Origin of the sequence: Nostoc sp., from assembly GCF_036916655.1 — a bacterium.
GTDB lineage: Bacteria > Cyanobacteriota > Cyanobacteriia > Cyanobacteriales > Nostocaceae > Nostoc.
The window spans coordinates 19,651-37,831 of the sequence record NZ_JBALFY010000066.1; the positions used below are offsets into that span (position 1 = coordinate 19,651).

Here is an 18,181-nt window from a genome sequence, read left to right on the forward strand (position 1 = left end):
ATGTATCAGCTTTTAACCCATATCCTAACAAAACTCCTAAGAGTGGTTAGGTTACATTACTTGTTGCTTTGGTTATTCTGGGGTTACGTTCCACACAAAGAAAGCTATCAAACCGATGAGTACAGTAAGTGCTAAAAACCAACAGCTAGGCGGTTTATACGTCCAATCCCCTGAAGGACAACAGCTAGTTTTTCCCCTAAAACACACAGAAGCTATAGCAAAAATTGCAGGTAACTTGTCACGAGTTGAGGTCATCCAAAGCTTTGAAAATCCCTTTACGCAGCCTTTAGAAGCAGTGTATGTCTTTCCATTACCCGATGAGGCAGCGGTGGATGACATGGAAATCAAAATAGGCGATCGCACCATCAAAGGTAATATTAAAAAACGTGAAGAAGCTGTAGCCATCTACGAAAAGGCAAAAAAAGAAGGACGCACCGCCGGACTCCTAAAACAGGAACGAGATAACATCTTTACCCAATCTCTCGCTAATATCAAACCTGGCGAACAAATTGATGTCACAATTCGTTACACCGAAAGTTTAAAATTTGAGTCGGGAAATTACGAATTTGTTTTCCCGATGGTAGTGGGGCCAAGATATATTCCGGGAACGTCGATAGATGGTAGCGGTGACACAGATCAAGTTCCTGATGCTTCGCGCATTACACCGCCTGTAGTCTCTGAAGGAACGCGTAGGCGTAGCCCGTCGCAGACATCGCGTCACAATATTAATGTCACAGTCGAAATTGATGCGGGTTTACCAATTTCTGAAGTGCGTTCTCCTTCTCATCAATTAAAAATTGAACACTCAGGTCAAATTGTGCGAATTCAATTAGCCGGAGAAGATACAATTCCCAACAAAGATTTAATTCTCCGCTATCAAGTTTCTAGTAATGAAACTCAATCCACAGTATTAACCCAAGCCGACGATCGCGGCGGACATTTTGCAATATATTTGATTCCAGCTTTGGAATATTCCACGGATGAGATTGTCGCCAAAGATGTCGTATTTTTGGTGGATACTTCCGGTTCTCAATCTGGCGATCCGTTGCAAAAGTGTCAAGAATTGATGCGGCGATTTATCAATGGGTTAAATCCCAACGATACTTTTACAATTATCGATTTTTCCGATAGAGTCAGACAGTTATCGCCAAAACCTCTGCCGAATACAGCAGAAAATCGTGCTAAGGCGATCGCTTATATTAACAATTTACAAGCTGATAGCAGCACAGAAATGCTCAGTGGCATTCGTACAGCGATAAATTTCCCCACGCCAGTCGGAAGATTACGCAGTGTTGTACTCTTAACCGATGGCTACATCGGTAACGAAAATGAGATTTTGGCAGAGGTACAACAGCACCTACAACCAGGAAATCGCCTTTATAGTTTCGGTGTTGGTAGTTCAGTCAACCGTTTTTTACTAAATCGCATCGCCGAAATTGGCCGGGGAATATCTACAATTATTCGTCATGATGAACCCACAGAAGAAGTTGCCGAAAAGTTTTACAGGCAAATCAACAATCCTGTACTTACGAATATTCAAATCTCTTGGCGAGGTGACACAGAATCGCCTGTGATTTACCCAAAGGTAGCGCCTGATTTATTCAGCGAACAACCATTAGTTTTATTTGGTCGCAAACAGGATGGAGTCAGAGGTAATCTGCAAATCTCCGGCATTGCTGCGGGTGGTAAGCACTACGAAAAAACATTTCACCTCATATTTGAGGAAACAGGAAATCTTGCTGTGGCGCAGTTGTGGGGACGCGCTTGTATCAAAGATTTGATGAATCAAATGGTAAGTTTTGAAACTAAAGCTGGCGTAGAAGCAGTTACAGAAACAGCCTTAACTTATCAATTACTTTCTCAATACACCGCTTTTGTGGCTGTCAGCGATGACGTGCGGGTTGAACCAAGAAGCGAATATTTGTCTATGCAAGTGCCAGTGGAAATGCCTGAAGCCGTTAGTTATCAAGGAGTGTTTGGTAATGCTCCGGCTGGTGGTTTTGCGCCTCAAATGAAATTGTCAGCACCAGCCTCAGCAGAAGCTCCAGATTTTCTCCGGCAAAAGCGATCGCCACCATCTCCAGTAGCCAAAGAAGCCGAAATATCTTTGAGCTTTGATTTAGAAGAGATAGAACAAGATGAAATCTTAGACCCAGCCATCAACCATCAGTTAGAAGTAATCAGCGCAACTGGCTTGGATGACACAGAAATTGCTGACTTAACCCAATATCTTCAACAACTAAACTTTCCTTCCGGCTTCAGTGGTGAAATCGTCTTTGAGTTTACCCTCAAGAAAGGTCGGGTAGAACGGGTAATGTTAGACGAGGAAGCCTCTACCCTAAAAGATCCAGTTGTAGTGGAGAAAATTAAGCGATCGCTCCTACTTTGGAGAGTTTCTCCATCTACAACTGGCAAAATTATCTTAACCTTAAATCTTCACATTTAATTGTTAGAGACGCGTTAGTATTGCGATACAAAATGCAATTTAGCGTCTCTACAAATTAATTAATTCTTAGGGGTTTTAATCTGACGTGCCAGTTCTAGATAAGCACTCATATTCGCCCCTGGACGACGACGACCATTAGAGCTAGTAGCCGAAGGAGCAAGATATTTTGGTGCAAAAGTGGTTTCAGTTGGCTGCTCTTTGAGTACTTTGGCTGCTGCGGCTTTTGCATTTTTGCCCGGTTCAACTCTAAGACCCTCAGCAGTCTGGACTAGCTGAACATCGGCTGGTTTGGGATTTTTAGCTGATTTTTCCTGAGCCTTAGTCTTAGCCGCAGCAGTTTTTGTTCCGTTCAATGAATCTGGCTTAGATGGAGTTGGTGCTTCTGATGTAATTGTCTCTGCTACTTTCTTTGCATTCGATGCAACTGTCGATGTAACTGTCTCTGCTACTTTCTTTGCGTTCGATGCTACCTCTTTAGCAGCATCTTTGGCTTCATCCAATTCTAAGAAATAGCCGTTGCTTTTTTTCTTCCCTGGTAGCAATCCGGTAATGAAACCCAAAATACCGCCGAGAAAACCCTGAATACCCGAAATTAACTTTTTGATAAAATCCATTACAATTACTCCTGCCTTTTACCTTTTATATTGCGAACTCTACCGTAATTGTTAAAAATTACGACAAAATATTACATTTTCTACTTTGCGTCACCTCGTTCTGGTGACAACCTTTATAGGCTTGTGCATAATTAACATTGTAGTAAAATCACAGGGCAAATGTTCTATTGCAAGCATTTGCAACCTACATATACTAAGAACTAATTATTAAATTTTACTGTAACTAAGAGCAAGATTCTGAAAGCAAGCTTTACAAGAATTAACATTTCTTTGTTTGGTAAATACCCAATTGAAGTTAAACAAGCAGTTTACTCTCAACCAGTGGGTAGAGTGTCATAGCCAAATAGCAAATAGCAAGATTAATTCGTTAAATTTTATACAAGCTATTTTTGAAAGCATTTCAGTTTTGTTTGCAACAACATCTTTAATAAAGAAAGAATCCGAAAAGCAATAGCTTCAGTTAGTAGAGCAGTGTGTACCTAAAAAGTGAAATACACCCCTTAATTCAGCCAGATTTTGTAAATGAATATTGAAAATCAACAACGCAATCCCGTTTTATTAATACACGGCATTGACGATACAGAGGCAGTTTTTCATAAAATGAGGGCATACCTCATACAACGGGGTTGGTCTGTATATAGCCTGAATCTGGTTCCTAATAATGGTGATTTGGGTCTTGATGAATTAGCAAAGCAAGTAGCCGATTATGTTACAGCTACCTTTGCACCAGAACAACGCCTAGATTTAGTAGGCTTCAGCATGGGAGGAATTGTTAGCCGTTACTATGTCCAGCGACTAGAAGGACTTAACCGCGTGCAGAGATTTCTTACCATCTCTTCACCCCATCATGGAACTGTGGTTGCTTATGGTTCCTGGCGTCCTGGTTGCATACAAATGCGCCCCAACAGCATTTTTCTCAAGGATTTAAATTCTGATGCTGTAATGTTGGGGCAGATAGATTTTACGTCTATCTGGACACCTTATGATTTAATGATTGTCCCAGCAAATAGTTCACAAATGCCAGTAGGACGGGAAGTAACAGTACCAGTTGCTCTACACCCTTGGATGCTAACAGATTCCAGAAGTTTAGCGGTAGTCACAACAGCTTTAGCAGAGCCTATCAAGCAACCCTTCCTAAATAAAAAATCCAGTCAGTAGGCAAGATACTTGTTGCACTTGCATCTCTTTAATTTTTAATTTTTAATTCTTAATTTTTAATTCTTAAGCCCTATCCCCAATTTGCGTATATTCGTAACTTCCAAAAATTGCGTCTGGGTGACTATAGTACTTAAACTCCATGAGGTTATAAAAAGGATCTTCTAAAAAGAAAGTCCGATGCTCAAGAGGGGAACCAACAAAGCGATTTTTGGTTTCTTCGCGAAAAAGTAGCTGTTGTTGTTGTGCCCTTTTTAGTAAGTCTTGCCAGTCACGTTCTTGGGTAAAAATTAGCCCAAAGTGTCTGGGATAGATAGTGGATTGCGGTAGCAAGGGTTCTTTGGTTATGTGAGCCACTAATTGATGTCCGTAGAGATTGAGAATTAGAGCATGGCGGTTTTCACGGCCGGGAATGCAACCCAGGCCATTTACGTAATATGCTTTTGTTTGGGCAATATCAGTCACAGGGAAAGCGAGATGGAATAAAGTTTGACTCATAACTTGTGTGGAAAAAACTAGTGGTTGATGCTATCTACAAATTTATGCTGTTAAGTCTTAATTGTGGTCAATTTAAAAATCAGCTTTCCGGGCAATGCCTACACTACTCAGTTAATAATACAAACATATTACTTTAGCTGGAGAGGTTTCAGAAATTAAGCACTAAGTATCATAAATTCGCTATTCTGTTGATATTCAGAAAAATTACTCATAATTAATTGCTGATGTCACCCTTAATTAATTCTGTAAATCCCTGGTTGGTAGCAGTAGTATTAAACACAGTCTTATTGGGTTTAGCTTGGATTTCTCCGAAAAAACTACTTACCCCTGCTGGATTATTTCATGCTTGGTTCCTGGCTATCTTAATTTGGGTAACTCTAGGCTGGCAAGGATATGCAGTAGTAATGTTCTATTTTCTGGTTGGTTCTGGCGTTACCCGCATCGGTATGGCGCAGAAGGAAGCAGAAGGAATTGCCGAAAAACGTTCTGGGGCAAGAGGCCCAGAAAATGTTTGGGGTTCGGCTTTGACTGGGGCGCTGTGTGCTTTGGGAGTAGGGCTAATAAATTCGGGATTCTTTGTAGCTAGTCCCCAATCCCTAGTACCCAATCCTCAATCCCTATTATTGTTAGCCTATGTAGCAAGTTTCAGTACCAAGCTGGCTGATACTACTGCTAGTGAAGTTGGTAAAGCTTATGGTAAAAGTACCTTTCTCATTACCACACTCCAACCAGTGCCACGGGGTACAGAAGGAGCGATAAGCTTGGAAGGAACTTTAGCTGGGATTGTAGCTTCGGTTGCGATCGCATTTATTGGTTGGGGAGTTGGTTTAATTGATCTATTAGGAGTAGCTTGGTGTGTGCTAGCAGCATTTATTGCCACCAACTTAGAAAGTGTAATTGGTGCAACACTGCAATCTAAATATACCTGGCTGACCAATGAAGTAGTAAATATTTTTAATACATTAATCGGTGCGATCGCCTCTGTGCTACTTACCTTGACATGGATAAGTTTCATTAGGTAAATCAGTGAAAATAACTAGGTGGGGCATTGGGCATTGAAAAGATTCAGAGGGGCAGGGTGCTTCTCTCGCTGAGAGGAAAATTCTTCTCCCTACTCCCTGCTCCCTGCTCCCTTACTTCTTCCCCAATCCCCAGTCCCCAGTTCAATCCTGTTTTGTCCCCACCAGACTGTAAAAGAGATCAAGAGAAATTATATTATTCACTAGTTATATAATTTTTTGACCATTTAGATGTAATTAGTTCATGGAATCTTTATCATATTTATCCATCAACAACCAGATGATTTCTATATGATTTAAATTAAAAGTCCTATAAGTGTTTAACCATTTTCACATAATTAGTTCATGGAATCTTCATCATTTTTGACAATTAATGACCAAATAATTTCTATTGAGGAAGCAGTAAAATACCTGCAAGCCTCTGGAAAGTTGGGACAGTTCATTGGGGATATTCTCCGCCAGTACGTAATTGAGGAAGAAATCAGAACACGAAACGATATTGAAATTGGCACAGCAATAACCGAACAGTCAATTATTGACTTTCGGCTGAAAAACCAACTGACTGATCCCGAAAGTTTTCAAGAATGGTTAAAGATCAACAATACAGATTACGCTACATTTCACACATCGGTGACTTTTGGTTACAAGTTAGAAAAGCTAAAAGCTGTAGTAACCCAAACAAAAATCCAAGAATATTTCATTGAACGCAAAATTTTTTTGGATCGGGTAGTACTTTCTCGGATTGTTGTCAATAATCGAGAATTGGCAGACGAACTCCATACCCAAATTGAAGAAGGAGGTAGTTTTGAGCAACTAGCCAAAGAGTATTCACTTTCAGATGACCGAATTGTAAACGGCATGATGGGAATCGTCAGCCGAGGCAGTATGCCGGATATATTACGCGCAGCTATTGATGTCGCTAGTCCAGGACAATTGGTAGGCCCAATAGAAATCGTTGGCAAAGACTCTCCCCAAGGAGAAGGACCTTTTGGTTTGTTTCGAGTAGAACAATTTCTGCCAGCGTCTTTAGAAGATACTCAACTACAGCAAGTACTACAAAATGAGTTATTTGAAAAATGGCTAGCAGAGAAAATTCAAAAACTGACAGTCAAGTTACAAGTGAGTTAAAAATTCTGGATAATGAATCTTTACGATTAAAAGTTCTAGCTTCTTTGCCTTGGAGTCAGCCACCGCTATGCTGGCTGACTCCCGAACAAAAATCCCAATTAGAAAATGAATCTCAAACCCGCCAGTATCGTCTTGGGGAAAAAATCTGGTCAAATGATATCGGTGGTTATCAATTCTTAATTGTGGCTGGAAAAGTCCGCTTGCGAGAAGAGGGCATTGGCAAACCAATAGCTGCCCTAGATGCAGGGGATTGGTTTGGCGACTTACAAAAGCTGTCTGCGGATTTTAAAGCTGTAGCTGCTAGTAAAGAAGTGATAGTAATTTGTTGGGATACTGCACTTTGGACAGAATTTTCTCACCCACAAATTCAAGAGTTTTGGCAAGCATTACCATTACAGACAGAAGGAGAAAGGGAGACATTTTCCTTCTCTTCCACCCCTTCAGTAATATCATCAATATCGGATGGAACTTCCAGCCCCCACAGCCTCCAACCTCAAAAAGGACTCCCAGCAGCTAATCAGATCGTTGCAAATTATCCCTTTGTTGCTAGTTGGAATACTGCTGCGGCCTGTTTAACAATGGTGGCGCAACAGTTAGAAAATTCTGTGCAACTGGAATGGGTGCAACGCCAACTCAGAGGACAACGCCCAAAACAGGTTGTGGAAGCAGCAGAAAAATTAGGGTTAGTATTGCGGCGATTACAAGTGAGTTGGGTTGAGTTGCGACAGTTGTCATTTCCAGCTTTACTGCTGTGGAATTCTGATTCACCCCAGAGTCCATCCTGGGTGGTGGCTTATGGGGTTAAGGGCGATCGCTTAATTATCGCTAATCCTCTCAATCCCGAAAGAACTTGTGAAAGCTTGCCACAGTCGATAGTTGAAGCCTCTTGGGATGGACAATTATGGCAAGTAGAACTTGTATCTCGGCAAGAAAAATTTAACCTTAATTGGTTCACCCCAGCAGTTTGGAAGTATAAGGGCTTACTCGTAGAAGTATTGTTGGCATCTTTTACCTTGCAGCTTTTGGGGTTAACAACACCCCTAATTACGCAAGTCGTCATTGATAAAGTGATGGTGCAGGGGAGTTTGCCGACTCTTGATGTCATGGCGATCGCACTTTTATGCGTAGCCGTATTTGAGTCCATATTGGGTATTCTGCGCCTATTCATCTTTACCCATACAGCTCGGCGGCTGGATTTGAGTTTATCAGCACAGCTATTTCGCCATCTGATGCGTCTGCCATTAGCTTATTTTGAGTCGCGGCGCGTCGGAGACACAGTAGCACGAGTCCAGGAACTCGAACAAATTCGTCAGTTTCTCACAGGTACAGCATTAACAGTAATTCTAGATAGCATCTTTACTGTGGTGTATCTGGTATTGATGTTTTACTATAACGTCCCACTTACCTTTGTTGCCTTAGCAGTACTGCCGCTATTTGCTACATTAACTATCGTTTCAACCCCCATTCTGCGTAACTGGCTCAACGAAACTTTTAACCGGAGTGCCGATAGTCAATCCTTTCTAGTAGAGACAATCACTGGAATTCACTCTGTTAAAGCCCATGCAGCCGAACCAGTAGCGCGCGATCGCTGGGAAGGCTTATTTGCTCGCTTCATTCGCACAGGTTTTAAAGCCTCCACTACCTCCAATATCAGCAGCAACATTGGTGATTTTCTCACTAATTTGTCCACCATGCTGATTCTCTGGTTTGGCGCTAAGTTAGTCATCGAACAAAAGCTCACAATTGGACAGCTAGTTGCCTTTCAAATGCTGTCTGGGAGAGTCACAGGCCCACTTTTGCGTTTAGTACAATTGTGGCAAAACCTCCAACAAGTACTACTTTCTGTAGATCGCATTGGTGATATTCTCAACGTCTCCCCAGAAGCAGAACTGGGAACTGGTCTAGTTTTACCACCTCTGAAAGGACAAATCACCTTCGAGCAAGTATTTTTCCGCTACCGGCCAAACTTTGAAGCCATTCTGCGGGGAATATCCTTCAATGCCGAACCAGGGCAATTTGTCGGCATTGTCGGACGTAGCGGTTCTGGTAAAAGTACCTTGTCTAAACTTTTGCAACGCCTCTATCAAATTGAATCAGGACGTATCCTCATTGACGGTTTTGATATAAAAAGTGCCGACTTAGCCTCACTGCGGCAACAAGTTAGTGTCGTTCTTCAAGAAGACTTTTTATTCAACGGTTCCATTTTGGAAAATATCACTCTCGGTAGTCCCGACATTACCGCAGAGCAAGTAGTAGAGGCGGCAAGACTAGCAGTAGCACACGACTTCATCAGTCAATTACCCTACGGTTACGAAACCAATGTTGGTGAACGCGGTACTGCTTTATCTGGTGGACAGAGACAACGTATTGCCCTAGCAAGACTATTTCTTTCTCAAGCGCCGATTTTAGTTTTGGATGAAGCTACCAGCGCTTTGGATAGTGAAACTGAACAACAAGTATTGCAAAACCTGCAAAAAATTTCCGCTAATCGTACCGTGTTCCTGATTGCTCACCGCTTTGCCCCCCTCAAACGTGCTGATTTGATTTTGGTATTAGAGCAAGGTGTGATTGCTGAACGTGGTACTCACTCACAGTTGTTGCAACAAAAGGGTTTGTATTGGTCATTATATCAACGTCAGCAAGCAAACATTTAATAGATTTTAGTTTAATGTCTACTTGATATCTAAAGAATGGCTGAATAATAGACCAAACGGTAGGGGCACAGCATTGCTCATTGGTGTCAAATTAAGCTGGAAATAGCTTATCTGTTGGCTTCCATGCCCGCCCGAAAATTTATTTTCGGGCTAATAGCTTAAGTCTCTTGAAGTAGACTGAAGATTTTTGGCGATATTTAGTCATCAACAGATGACTTTAGCTATGAGACGGGAATTTCAATTTCCGGCGGACAAGCGATTTCGCGTTAATTTGACACCAATGAGCATTGCTGTGCCCTTACGAGAGATGTGGTTCAAATACATAAAAACTGCTGTAATTTGGTTACAAACTCGCCCATTGTTCCATTAATTTAACGTGAGTTTCCAAGGAAGGCGCACGTTAACTACTAAGTAAATAACCAATCATTTTCATATTGTGATATAATTTCCAATCTTGGGAGTAGATATGTGTTAATACTAGCTTTTCTGCGCTAGGATGAAAATGGATGTTTTGTGTAGGCTGGCAATAGAACTGCTTACATGGTACATCGCCCTTGTCGCACAACCTTTACGGAGACTAGAACCAGGAACAAATCAGCATGGTCAATCAGAATTTAACCGCTACAGAAATTGGATTCACTCACGAAGATTTCGCTGCTCTACTTGACAAATACGATTATCATTTTAGCCCTGGCGATGTTGTCCCAGGAACAGTTTTCAGTATAGAGCCGCGCGGCGCTCTGATTGACATTGGTGCTAAAACCGCAGCATATATACCTATACAAGAAATGTCTATTAACCGGGTAGATAGCCCGGAAGAAGTATTACAGTCAAACGAAACGCGGGAATTTTTCATCCTTACCGATGAAAACGAAGATGGACAATTAACCCTTTCCATTCGCCGTATTGAGTATATGCGGGCTTGGGAGCGCGTGCGACAGTTGCAAGCAGAAGATGCTACTGTACGTTCTGGCGTATTTGCAACCAATCGCGGCGGAGCATTGGTACGGATTGAGGGATTACGTGGCTTTATCCCAGGTTCCCACATTAGTACCCGCAAACCTAAAGAAGAATTGGTCGGCGAGGATCTGCCGTTGAAATTCCTAGAGGTGGATGAAGAACGTAATCGCCTCGTTCTATCTCACCGTCGGGCGTTGGTTGAGCGTAAGATGAACCGCCTAGAAGTCGGCGAAGTAGTAATTGGTACTGTTCGTGGTATTAAGCCATACGGTGCTTTCATCGACATTGGCGGCGTCAGTGGTCTACTACATATTTCTGAGATTTCTCACGAACATATTGATACACCTCATAGCGTGTTCAATGTCAATGATGAAGTGAAAGTTATGATCATTGACTTGGATGCAGAAAGAGGTCGGATTTCCCTATCTACCAAGCAACTAGAACCCGAACCCGGCGACATGATTAAGAACCGGGATTTGGTCTATGATAAAGCAGAAGAAATGGCTGCTAAGTATCGCGAACAGCTATTAGCCAAGCAGCAAGGTGCTACTGCTGCACCTGCCGCACCTGCGGAAACTGTAGCAGACGAAGAGATTCCACCAGCAGCAGAACTTGAAGAAGAGATTCCACCAGCAGCAGAACTTGAAGAAGAAAATTCAGTAGTTGCGGAAATTGAAAAGGAAATTCCAGCAGCGACGGAAACTGAAGAAGAAATTCCAGCAGCTATTGAAGAATAATAGATTTTTTATAGTTTTACTTATTTTTAAGTAAGAGTATCAAATCATTTTATAAAGAGGGTTTTCCCCTCTTTTTTTATGTGGAGAATCGGTAAAAATAAAGAATTGGCAGTAGTTAGAAGTTAAATATTATGGCAACCATTAAATGTAGAAATATCACTTTTGATAATATCCAGGCAATTTTGTTTGATAAAAACGGTACTCTAGAAGATTCAGAAACGTATTTGCGATCGCTAGCACAAAAAGCAGCAAGGTTAATAGATGCTCAAATCCCTGGAACTGGGGAACCCCTGTTAATGGCATTTGGCATCAATGGCAATCTTCTAGATCCCGCAGGTTTAGTATCAGTAGCAAGCCGTCGTGAAACAGAAGTTGCGGCTGCGGCATATATTGCCGAAACTGGCAGAGGATGGTTTGAGTGCTTAAAAATAGCCCGTCAAGCTTTGGATGAAGCGGAAAAATACATTGGACAAACTCCTTCACCACTGTTTGTAGGTAGCTTAGACTTGTTGAAATATCTACAAGAAGGGGGTTTGAAACTTGGCATCCTCTCAGCTGCGACAACTGAAGAAGTACGTAATTTTGTAGCCAATCACCAGTTAAGCGATTATATCCAGTTAGAAATGGGCGTAGATGAAGGGCCGAGTAAACCAGATCCGGTGCTATTTTTGCAAGCTTGTCAAGCCTTGGGAGTCGAACCAGGCGCTACATTGATGGTGGGTGATTCAGTTGGTGATATGCAAATGGCGCGTAATGCTAAAGCCGCAGGTTGTATTGGTATCACTTGGGTAGGTAAGTCAGATAATGTCCGAGGTGCAGATGTAGTGATTAATCAACTTGATGAAATCCAGATTTTAGAAGATTAATTTAACGTGAGTTACATAAGAAGTAATAGCTTCTTGTTTGTTGGCATCATAAATCAGGATTTTATGGTTGATCTCTGGAAAAAATCACCAGCTTTTTAGTTAATTTGGATGATTCAAATTTAGCTGTAAGTTCCGGCTCTTTCAGTTGTTATCGCCATAGGTTCTGACTCAATATCATCTATTTTATTAAATTCTCCAGCCCGCCAGCTATCTGTTATATCCTTGATAAAACTGGCAATGGGGATCGCAACTAACAAGCCTAAAACTCCTCCCAACTTTGCTCCTAGTAATAAAGAAATTACCACCCATACAGGATTTAAACCGGTCAAATTGCTGAGAATTCGAGGTGCAATAATATTAGAGTTAACTTGGTCGATCGCAACAGCGACACCTAAGACTTCCACCCCTAACCAAAAGTTTTGCAGCGCTACTAACAAACTTACTATGGTAATACCAACTCCCGTACCAAAGGGGAAGAGTGAAAATAAGCCAATACCGATGCCAAAAAGTAGAGCCAAGGGGACTTGCAGCGCTAAAAACGCCAGCGTAATTGTCACCCCTAACACAGCTCCCAATGTTGCTTGACCGATGAAGTAATTGTGGAAATCTTCTCGCAGTACTTCCCGCACTTTGAACCCAATGTTAGGGGGAAACCACTGAAAAATTCCGTCCCAAAGACGTTCCCCGTTCAATATTAGGTAGATAGTCAGCACTACTGCCAACAGTACATTGAGGACAATACCGATGGTATCGACGGCAAAACCAAGAATTCTACCAGTGAAGGACTGAAGCTGGTTAGATAATCGTTCTAGAACTTGGGTAAATAGACCACTTAAATTAATCGGAAGTTGCTGTTGACTTAAGGCCCAATCCTGAAAAGCTTGTAGCTGCTGAGTACCAGAATCAATCCAACTGGGTAAAATATTAGCCAGTTCAACGAGCTGTTGAATAATCAGGGGAACCAAGGTGATGCCTAAAGCTACTAAAATCACCAGAGTCAAAAGCAAAACTCCCCCGATCGCTAAGTTGGGTTTTACCCCTTGTTCCTGAAGAAACTGGATTGGATAATTCAAGACAAAAGCCAGTAGGATGGCGGCGGCAATAATGCTAACTAAGGGTTGAAAATATTGTATAACCTGGATCAATAGCCAGCCGTTGAGAATGGCAATAGGAAATGCCAATCCGATAGTTAACCATCGCGGCAGTTTGTTTGCTGATTGCATTAGTGATGACCCGATAAGAGTTCTAAGTTTATTGTGGCAGTTTGGGGAGTGGGGAGCAGGGAGCAAGGGAGAAGAATTTTCCCCTCCACTCCCCGCACCTCTGCATCTTTTCAATGCCCCATGCCCAATACCCAAATTATGTTGGATTTTTCTCAATAAAATCCAACATAATTTTCTGATGCATTGCCCCTAAAGGTCGGATTTCGCCAGCATTTTGTGAATAACAGTTACCTTGACGGATATCTTCTGGGGTAAACAACGCCATATCCCAACCCTCGTTAAGAACCAGTTGATTTAATTCCACCAAGAGTGGAGCATGAAAGACATGACGGACAACTCTTTCGTTGGGATAACAGCCAAATTCAACAAAGGGTGGTAAATCATAGCCGATTTCTTCTAATATTTCTCGTTTTACTGCTACATCCGGTGTTTCACCAGGTTCGATGTGTCCGCCAAACAGTGCCCAGTAACCAGGGTAGAGAATACCAGGGATATTGTCACGTAGCTGCATGAGAAACTTGTTTTTTTGATAGAGAATTGCGATCGCTACGTGTACCTGTTGATTGTTCATATATTTATTTTTAATTGTTGATTATTCTTCTTCTAAGTAAACTTCCCCCAATTCTTTGCCAGCTAAAGGAATACTTCGGTAGCGAACTTTACCCTTAATTACCACTTGTGAACCCTCACCCAGATTCTTTTGATTGGTGACAACCCAAATTTTGCCGGTTGAGTCATTAATTTCATAAGCCCACTGTTTGATCAGAGGAGCTTGCTTTTCCACTTGACCTTGGATGTAAACTATAGCCTGATTGTCTTGTTTTGGTTTAATTTCTCCAATTGGAGTGACATTTGTCCCAAATTTTAAGCCAGTCTTACTTAAGCTAGGTGATGTCAAGTTACCACAACTACAAAGTCCCGCTACGAGGAAACAAGTCAATCCTAAGCGGTAAGGAAAAATACTGTGCCCGCACAAGAACGAAAGGGGAAAATTTCTCGTTTTTTGCATGAAAGCCACCGATTTATTTATTTTGGGCATTGTGAAGAAGCAGAGGGGCAGGTGGAAGGGAGCAGAGGCAATATAATTTTCTTATTCTCGCCCTTGCCCCCTGCTCCCTGCTCCCCTGCCTCTTCACCCCACTCCCTAATTCTTTATTCTTCAGATGATGCCGTTAATCTGAGAAAATAAACATTATGAATTTACTGTGAGAGAAACGCTACGACATCAAACAGCAACACAATAATAGTCGAAAGTCAAGATGCAATAATCAATATTTTTACTTTGGACTTTGGACAACAAGCGAATATAGCTGGGAATTTTTATGGAAACAAAAACTGCCAAACTCCTTGATGGTAAAACTTTAGCTGCCAAAATTCAGCAAGAACTTTCTGTCGCCATTACAGAATTACAACCAAAAATTGGACGACCTCCTGGTTTAGCAGTGTTGATGGTTGGTGACAACCCAGCGTCAGCCGCTTATGTACGTAATAAAGAAAAAGCCTGCGCTAAAGTTGGGATCGCTTCTTTTGGTAAGCATTTTCCTGCCCAAACTACCCTGGGAGAGTTAGAAGAGGTTATTGCTGCACTCAACCACGACGAACGGGTGGATGGCATTCTTGTACAGTTGCCCTTACCTAACCACTTGGATGCTGTGACTCTGCTGCATCAAATTGATCCCGATAAAGATGCTGATGGACTGCACCCAGTTAACTTGGGGCGACTAGTACGGGGAGAAACGGGTTTACGTAGCTGTACTCCGGCTGGTGTAATGCGGCTTTTAGAGGCTTATGAGATTCCTTTGCAGGGAAAACAGGCAGTAGTGGTGGGACGCAGTATTTTGGTGGGTAAACCGATGGCGCTGATGCTATTAGAAGCTGATGCCACAGTTACGATCGCTCACTCGCGATCGCACGATCTCAAAACCATCACCCAAAATGCTGATATTCTAATTGCAGCAGTAGGTCGTCCTGGACTAATCTCTGCTGACATGGTGAAACCGGGCGCAGTTGTGGTAGATGTGGGGATGAATCGCGTCACCGATGCTAATGGCAAAAGTCGCCTCATTGGCGATGTTGATTTTGAATCAACCGCTGATGTAGCAGGATTTATCACTCCTGTTCCTGGCGGTGTTGGCCCGATGACTGTTGCCATATTGTTGGAAAATACATTTGCTAGCTATGTCAGAACGGCAAAAGAAAAAAGAGAGTGATCAGTTAAAAGTTAAAAATTAAAAGTTAAGAGTTATTAACTCCTAACTCCTAACTCTTCATTTTTTTCAGCCCCACAGCACCTTAAAATTGTGACGTATAAGACAAAAATCCCAAAATGTCAGGAATTAAAGCATGGTAGCAACTGATAACGTTCAAAAAACACCACCAGAGGAAACCGCATTTAACTTAGCAGCCTATCTCAAAGAGCGGCAAAAGCTTTGTGATAATGCTTTGGATCGGTCTATCCCAGTCATTTATCCAGAAAAGATTTATGAGGCGATGCGCTACTCGTTATTAGCTGGAGGTAAGCGTGTACGTCCCATTCTTTGCCTTGCTACTTGTGAAATGATGGGTGGAACCATCGAGATGGCTATGCCGACGGCCTGTGCTGTGGAGATGATCCATACAATGTCGTTGATTCATGACGACCTCCCAGCGATGGATAATGACGATTACCGTCGTGGGAAGCTGACGAATCATAAAGTCTATGGCGAAGATGTCGCGATTTTGGCTGGGGATGGCTTGTTGGCTCTCGCTTTTGAATTTGTTGCCCTTCAAACCCCCCAAAGTGTTCCCAGAGAGCTAGTCTTACAAGTAGTTGTCCGTCTTGGTCGGGCGCTGGGGGCCGCTGGTTTGGTCGGCGGTCAAGTTGTCGATTTAGAGTCGGAAGGGAAATCTGATATTTCTCTAGAAACACTAAATTTTATTCATAAACACAAAACAGCCGCCCTTTTAGAAGCTTCTGTAGTTTGTGGTGGGATCATAACTGAGGCATCACCCGAAGATGTGCAACGACTGACCCGTTATGCTCAAAATATTGGGCTAGCATTCCAAATCATCGATGATATTCTGGATATCACTTCTACCCAAGAGCAATTAGGTAAAACAGCTGGTAAAGACCAAAAAGCTAAGAAAGTGACCTATCCCAGCCTTTGGGGACTTGAGGAATCGCGCTTAAAAGCCCAAGAGCTAGTTAAAGCAGCTTGTGTAGAATTGGAACCGTTTGGAGACAGAGCCAAACCACTCCAAGCGATCGCTCATTTTATTACCAGCCGTAATAACTAGTAACGTTTTGGGGAATTCGTAATTCCTATACCACAAGCGTTTCATTGATTGAAAATGGGTGGTTTATTGACGCTATGCTGTACGACACCGCCCAACGGAATTCAAAATTTACTCATTCAAAATTCAAAAAGCTGATCCATTAAGCTTTGAGGTGATTTTGAAGAGTTGGTCTGTTTCCACCGCGATCTACTACTAGGTTAATTTGGGATTTTGGGTTGAATCTAAATGTTTCCTCAACCAACAACTGCTGCTAATATTTACTAACCTAACCAAAATACCATGCAGGACATAGGCAACATTTTAGACAACCGCGTGCTGCTGGTTGCTCTGGTAGCTTGTTTAATTGCTCAAGCATTAAAGCTCGTAATCGAAATCATCAAAAATCGCAAACTGAATATACGTGTTTTGGTAACAACCGGAGGTATGCCTAGTGCCCATTCGGCTCTAGTTACGGCTCTAGCTGCTGGTGTCGGGCAAACACTGGGTTGGGCATCTCCTGACTTTGCCGTTGCGATGATTTTTGCCATTATTGTCATGTATGATGCAGCCGGAGTTCGCCAAGCGGCTGGCAAACAAGCTCGTATTCTCAATCAAATGATTGATGAATTATTTCATGAAAAACCAGACTTTAGCCAAGACCGTCTCAAAGAATTACTCGGACATACACCAGTTCAGGTAATCGCTGGAGCAGCTTTGGGTATAACCATATATTGGTTAGCGAGGTCTGCTTATTAGTCAATAGTCTACAGTTTATTAGCCAATGACTAATGACTAATGACTAATGACTAATGACTACAATCGCACAGTTGAGCGCAGCAGAATCACCTTACGACTATCTACAATGCTGGCAACAAAACCGCCATTGTTAAGCTTCTGCAATGTGTTGTAAGCTTCACTTTGGTTAGTAGTGTAAACTGCCAACAAGTAAGGGCGTTGTCCATAAGAAACAAAGCCGACGTTACCTCCAACTGCTTGCTGCACACTATTTACGAGTTCTGGGCGGTTGTAATAATCTACCAACACTGCATAACCCTCTCCTAAAGCTTGAGGATTATAGCTAACTGTCTGCTGAGGTGGCTGTGGCTGTCGCTGTGCCTGTGGTTGTACGGCTTGCACATCTGCTGTTGTTGGTCGAGTGGTAATTATGGCAGACAAGCCAACAATATTACTGACATATCTTGCCCAACGATTAGCATCATCGATTTTGTTAAAGCCACCTACTCGCGTCACAGTTTCGTTGAGATATTTGCAGGTGATAGTTTTAAGTTCAGGTGGTAAGGCACTACGTAACTGCTTTTGATTATTCGCTGTAGGACTGACTACTAATAAAAGATACTCGCCTGGATTTGGTGGTTGACAAAGGGGAATGGTTTGTTGGGCAAAGACAGAACTCGTGCCACCAATCAACCCTGCAATTGCTAATCCTAAAACACTTGGTAAAGTCTGAAATCTATGCACAAAAGTTAGATTATGTAAATCAAGGTATCTTAGAAGATTTTATAAGAAAAAAGATCAAAACTTAGTTAGTTCAGTATAGGTATAAAAAGAGTATCAAAAAAAATATATTTTGTTACTCAAAAATAAAATTAGGGAATGAGGAGTGGG

Annotated in this window: 17 protein-coding genes; 11 read left to right on the top strand and 6 right to left on the bottom strand. The window is 42.1% G+C overall.

The window, feature by feature from the left end; genetic code table 11:
- Positions 1–115: 115 nt before the first annotated feature.
- Complete coding sequence (locus tag V7L31_RS17425; RefSeq protein ID WP_334697399.1) at positions 116–2,446, top strand: VIT domain-containing protein; 2,331 nt, start codon at positions 116–118, stop codon at positions 2,444–2,446.
- Between the two features lie 59 nt (positions 2,447–2,505).
- On the opposite strand, the gene V7L31_RS17430 is transcribed toward V7L31_RS17425, so the two are convergent.
- The gene (locus tag V7L31_RS17430) at positions 2,506–3,060 is read right to left on the bottom strand and encodes a hypothetical protein (RefSeq protein ID WP_334697400.1); all 555 of its coding nucleotides are present in this window, start codon (positions 3,058–3,060) and stop codon (positions 2,506–2,508) included.
- Positions 3,061–3,582: 522 nt separating this feature from the next.
- On the opposite strand from V7L31_RS17430, the gene V7L31_RS17435 reads away from it, so the two are divergent.
- Positions 3,583–4,218 (top strand): esterase/lipase family protein, encoded by a 636-nt coding sequence (locus V7L31_RS17435; protein ID WP_334697401.1) that lies wholly within the window; start codon positions 3,583–3,585, stop codon positions 4,216–4,218.
- A 63-nt stretch (positions 4,219–4,281) separates the two neighbouring features.
- Here V7L31_RS17435 and V7L31_RS17440 read toward each other — a convergent pair whose 3' ends face one another.
- Positions 4,282–4,713 (bottom strand): VOC family protein, encoded by a 432-nt coding sequence (locus V7L31_RS17440; RefSeq protein ID WP_334697402.1) that lies wholly within the window; start codon positions 4,711–4,713, stop codon positions 4,282–4,284.
- Between the two features lie 224 nt (positions 4,714–4,937).
- Here V7L31_RS17440 and V7L31_RS17445 point away from each other — a divergent pair, with 224 nt between their 5' ends.
- The 6 genes from V7L31_RS17445 to V7L31_RS17470 all read left to right on the top strand — a co-directional run bounded on the left by V7L31_RS17445 (position 4,938) and on the right by V7L31_RS17470 (position 12,077).
- Positions 4,938–5,735 (top strand): TIGR00297 family protein, encoded by a 798-nt coding sequence (locus V7L31_RS17445; RefSeq protein WP_334697403.1) that lies wholly within the window; start codon positions 4,938–4,940, stop codon positions 5,733–5,735.
- A 342-nt stretch (positions 5,736–6,077) separates the two neighbouring features.
- Complete coding sequence (locus tag V7L31_RS17450; protein WP_334697404.1) at positions 6,078–6,860, top strand: peptidylprolyl isomerase; 783 nt, start codon at positions 6,078–6,080, stop codon at positions 6,858–6,860.
- Positions 6,809–9,514 carry a type I secretion system permease/ATPase gene (locus V7L31_RS17455; protein WP_334697405.1) on the top strand — a complete coding sequence of 902 codons (2,706 nt, stop codon included), beginning with the start codon at positions 6,809–6,811 and terminating at the stop codon, positions 9,512–9,514. The genes V7L31_RS17450 and V7L31_RS17455 overlap by 52 nt, the downstream gene beginning before the upstream one ends.
- Before the next feature lie 187 nt (positions 9,515–9,701).
- Positions 9,702–9,884, top strand: coding sequence for a hypothetical protein (locus V7L31_RS17460; RefSeq protein ID WP_334697406.1), 183 nt, complete (start codon positions 9,702–9,704; stop codon positions 9,882–9,884).
- 229 nt (positions 9,885–10,113) lie between these two features.
- Entirely contained in the window at positions 10,114–11,211 is a 1,098-nt protein-coding gene (locus V7L31_RS17465; protein WP_334697407.1) for a 30S ribosomal protein S1, read from the top strand.
- Between the two features lie 131 nt (positions 11,212–11,342).
- The gene (locus tag V7L31_RS17470) at positions 11,343–12,077 is read left to right on the top strand and encodes an HAD family hydrolase (protein WP_334697408.1); all 735 of its coding nucleotides are present in this window, start codon (positions 11,343–11,345) and stop codon (positions 12,075–12,077) included.
- Positions 12,078–12,196: 119 nt separating this feature from the next.
- Here V7L31_RS17470 and V7L31_RS17475 read toward each other — a convergent pair whose 3' ends face one another.
- From V7L31_RS17475 to V7L31_RS17485, 3 genes are all read right to left on the bottom strand, one after another.
- Entirely contained in the window at positions 12,197–13,300 is a 1,104-nt protein-coding gene (locus V7L31_RS17475) for an AI-2E family transporter (RefSeq protein WP_334697409.1), read from the bottom strand.
- 136 nt (positions 13,301–13,436) lie between these two features.
- A complete protein-coding gene (locus V7L31_RS17480; RefSeq protein ID WP_292849615.1) occupies positions 13,437–13,871 on the bottom strand; it encodes an NUDIX hydrolase in 435 nt (144 codons plus the stop codon).
- Positions 13,872–13,892: 21 nt separating this feature from the next.
- On the bottom strand, positions 13,893–14,309 hold the full coding sequence (locus V7L31_RS17485) for a hypothetical protein (RefSeq protein WP_334697410.1): 417 nt from the start codon (positions 14,307–14,309) through the stop codon (positions 13,893–13,895).
- 313 nt (positions 14,310–14,622) lie between these two features.
- Between V7L31_RS17485 and folD the strand changes: the two genes are divergently transcribed.
- From folD to V7L31_RS17500, 3 genes are all read left to right on the top strand, one after another.
- Entirely contained in the window at positions 14,623–15,510 is an 888-nt protein-coding gene (gene folD, locus V7L31_RS17490; RefSeq protein WP_334697411.1) for a bifunctional methylenetetrahydrofolate dehydrogenase/methenyltetrahydrofolate cyclohydrolase FolD, read from the top strand.
- 133 nt (positions 15,511–15,643) lie between these two features.
- Positions 15,644–16,576 (top strand): geranylgeranyl diphosphate synthase CrtE, encoded by a 933-nt coding sequence (crtE, locus tag V7L31_RS17495; RefSeq protein WP_334697412.1) that lies wholly within the window; start codon positions 15,644–15,646, stop codon positions 16,574–16,576.
- 279 nt (positions 16,577–16,855) lie between these two features.
- On the top strand, positions 16,856–17,311 hold the full coding sequence (locus tag V7L31_RS17500; RefSeq protein ID WP_292849622.1) for a divergent PAP2 family protein: 456 nt from the start codon (positions 16,856–16,858) through the stop codon (positions 17,309–17,311).
- A 57-nt stretch (positions 17,312–17,368) separates the two neighbouring features.
- Here V7L31_RS17500 and V7L31_RS17505 read toward each other — a convergent pair whose 3' ends face one another.
- Positions 17,369–18,034 (bottom strand): hypothetical protein, encoded by a 666-nt coding sequence (locus V7L31_RS17505; protein WP_334697413.1) that lies wholly within the window; start codon positions 18,032–18,034, stop codon positions 17,369–17,371.
- Between the last annotated feature and the right edge of the window lie 147 nt (positions 18,035–18,181).

Coding starts and splice junctions, on each gene's coding strand:
- V7L31_RS17450 (WP_334697404.1), top strand. CDS start 6,078: ATGGAATCTTCATCATTTTTGACAATTAATGACCAAATAATTTCTATT.
- V7L31_RS17485 (WP_334697410.1), bottom strand. CDS start 14,309: ATGCAAAAAACGAGAAATTTTCCCCTTTCGTTCTTGTGCGGGCACAGT.
- crtE (WP_334697412.1), top strand. CDS start 15,644: ATGGTAGCAACTGATAACGTTCAAAAAACACCACCAGAGGAAACCGCA.
- V7L31_RS17475 (WP_334697409.1), bottom strand. CDS start 13,300: ATGCAATCAGCAAACAAACTGCCGCGATGGTTAACTATCGGATTGGCA.
- V7L31_RS17440 (WP_334697402.1), bottom strand. CDS start 4,713: ATGAGTCAAACTTTATTCCATCTCGCTTTCCCTGTGACTGATATTGCC.
- folD (WP_334697411.1), top strand. CDS start 14,623: ATGGAAACAAAAACTGCCAAACTCCTTGATGGTAAAACTTTAGCTGCC.
- V7L31_RS17445 (WP_334697403.1), top strand. CDS start 4,938: ATGTCACCCTTAATTAATTCTGTAAATCCCTGGTTGGTAGCAGTAGTA.
- V7L31_RS17480 (WP_292849615.1), bottom strand. CDS start 13,871: ATGAACAATCAACAGGTACACGTAGCGATCGCAATTCTCTATCAAAAA.
- V7L31_RS17470 (WP_334697408.1), top strand. CDS start 11,343: ATGGCAACCATTAAATGTAGAAATATCACTTTTGATAATATCCAGGCA.
- V7L31_RS17500 (WP_292849622.1), top strand. CDS start 16,856: ATGCAGGACATAGGCAACATTTTAGACAACCGCGTGCTGCTGGTTGCT.
- V7L31_RS17465 (WP_334697407.1), top strand. CDS start 10,114: ATGGTCAATCAGAATTTAACCGCTACAGAAATTGGATTCACTCACGAA.
- V7L31_RS17455 (WP_334697405.1), top strand. CDS start 6,809: ATGGCTAGCAGAGAAAATTCAAAAACTGACAGTCAAGTTACAAGTGAG.
- V7L31_RS17430 (WP_334697400.1), bottom strand. CDS start 3,060: ATGGATTTTATCAAAAAGTTAATTTCGGGTATTCAGGGTTTTCTCGGC.
- V7L31_RS17425 (WP_334697399.1), top strand. CDS start 116: ATGAGTACAGTAAGTGCTAAAAACCAACAGCTAGGCGGTTTATACGTC.
- V7L31_RS17435 (WP_334697401.1), top strand. CDS start 3,583: ATGAATATTGAAAATCAACAACGCAATCCCGTTTTATTAATACACGGC.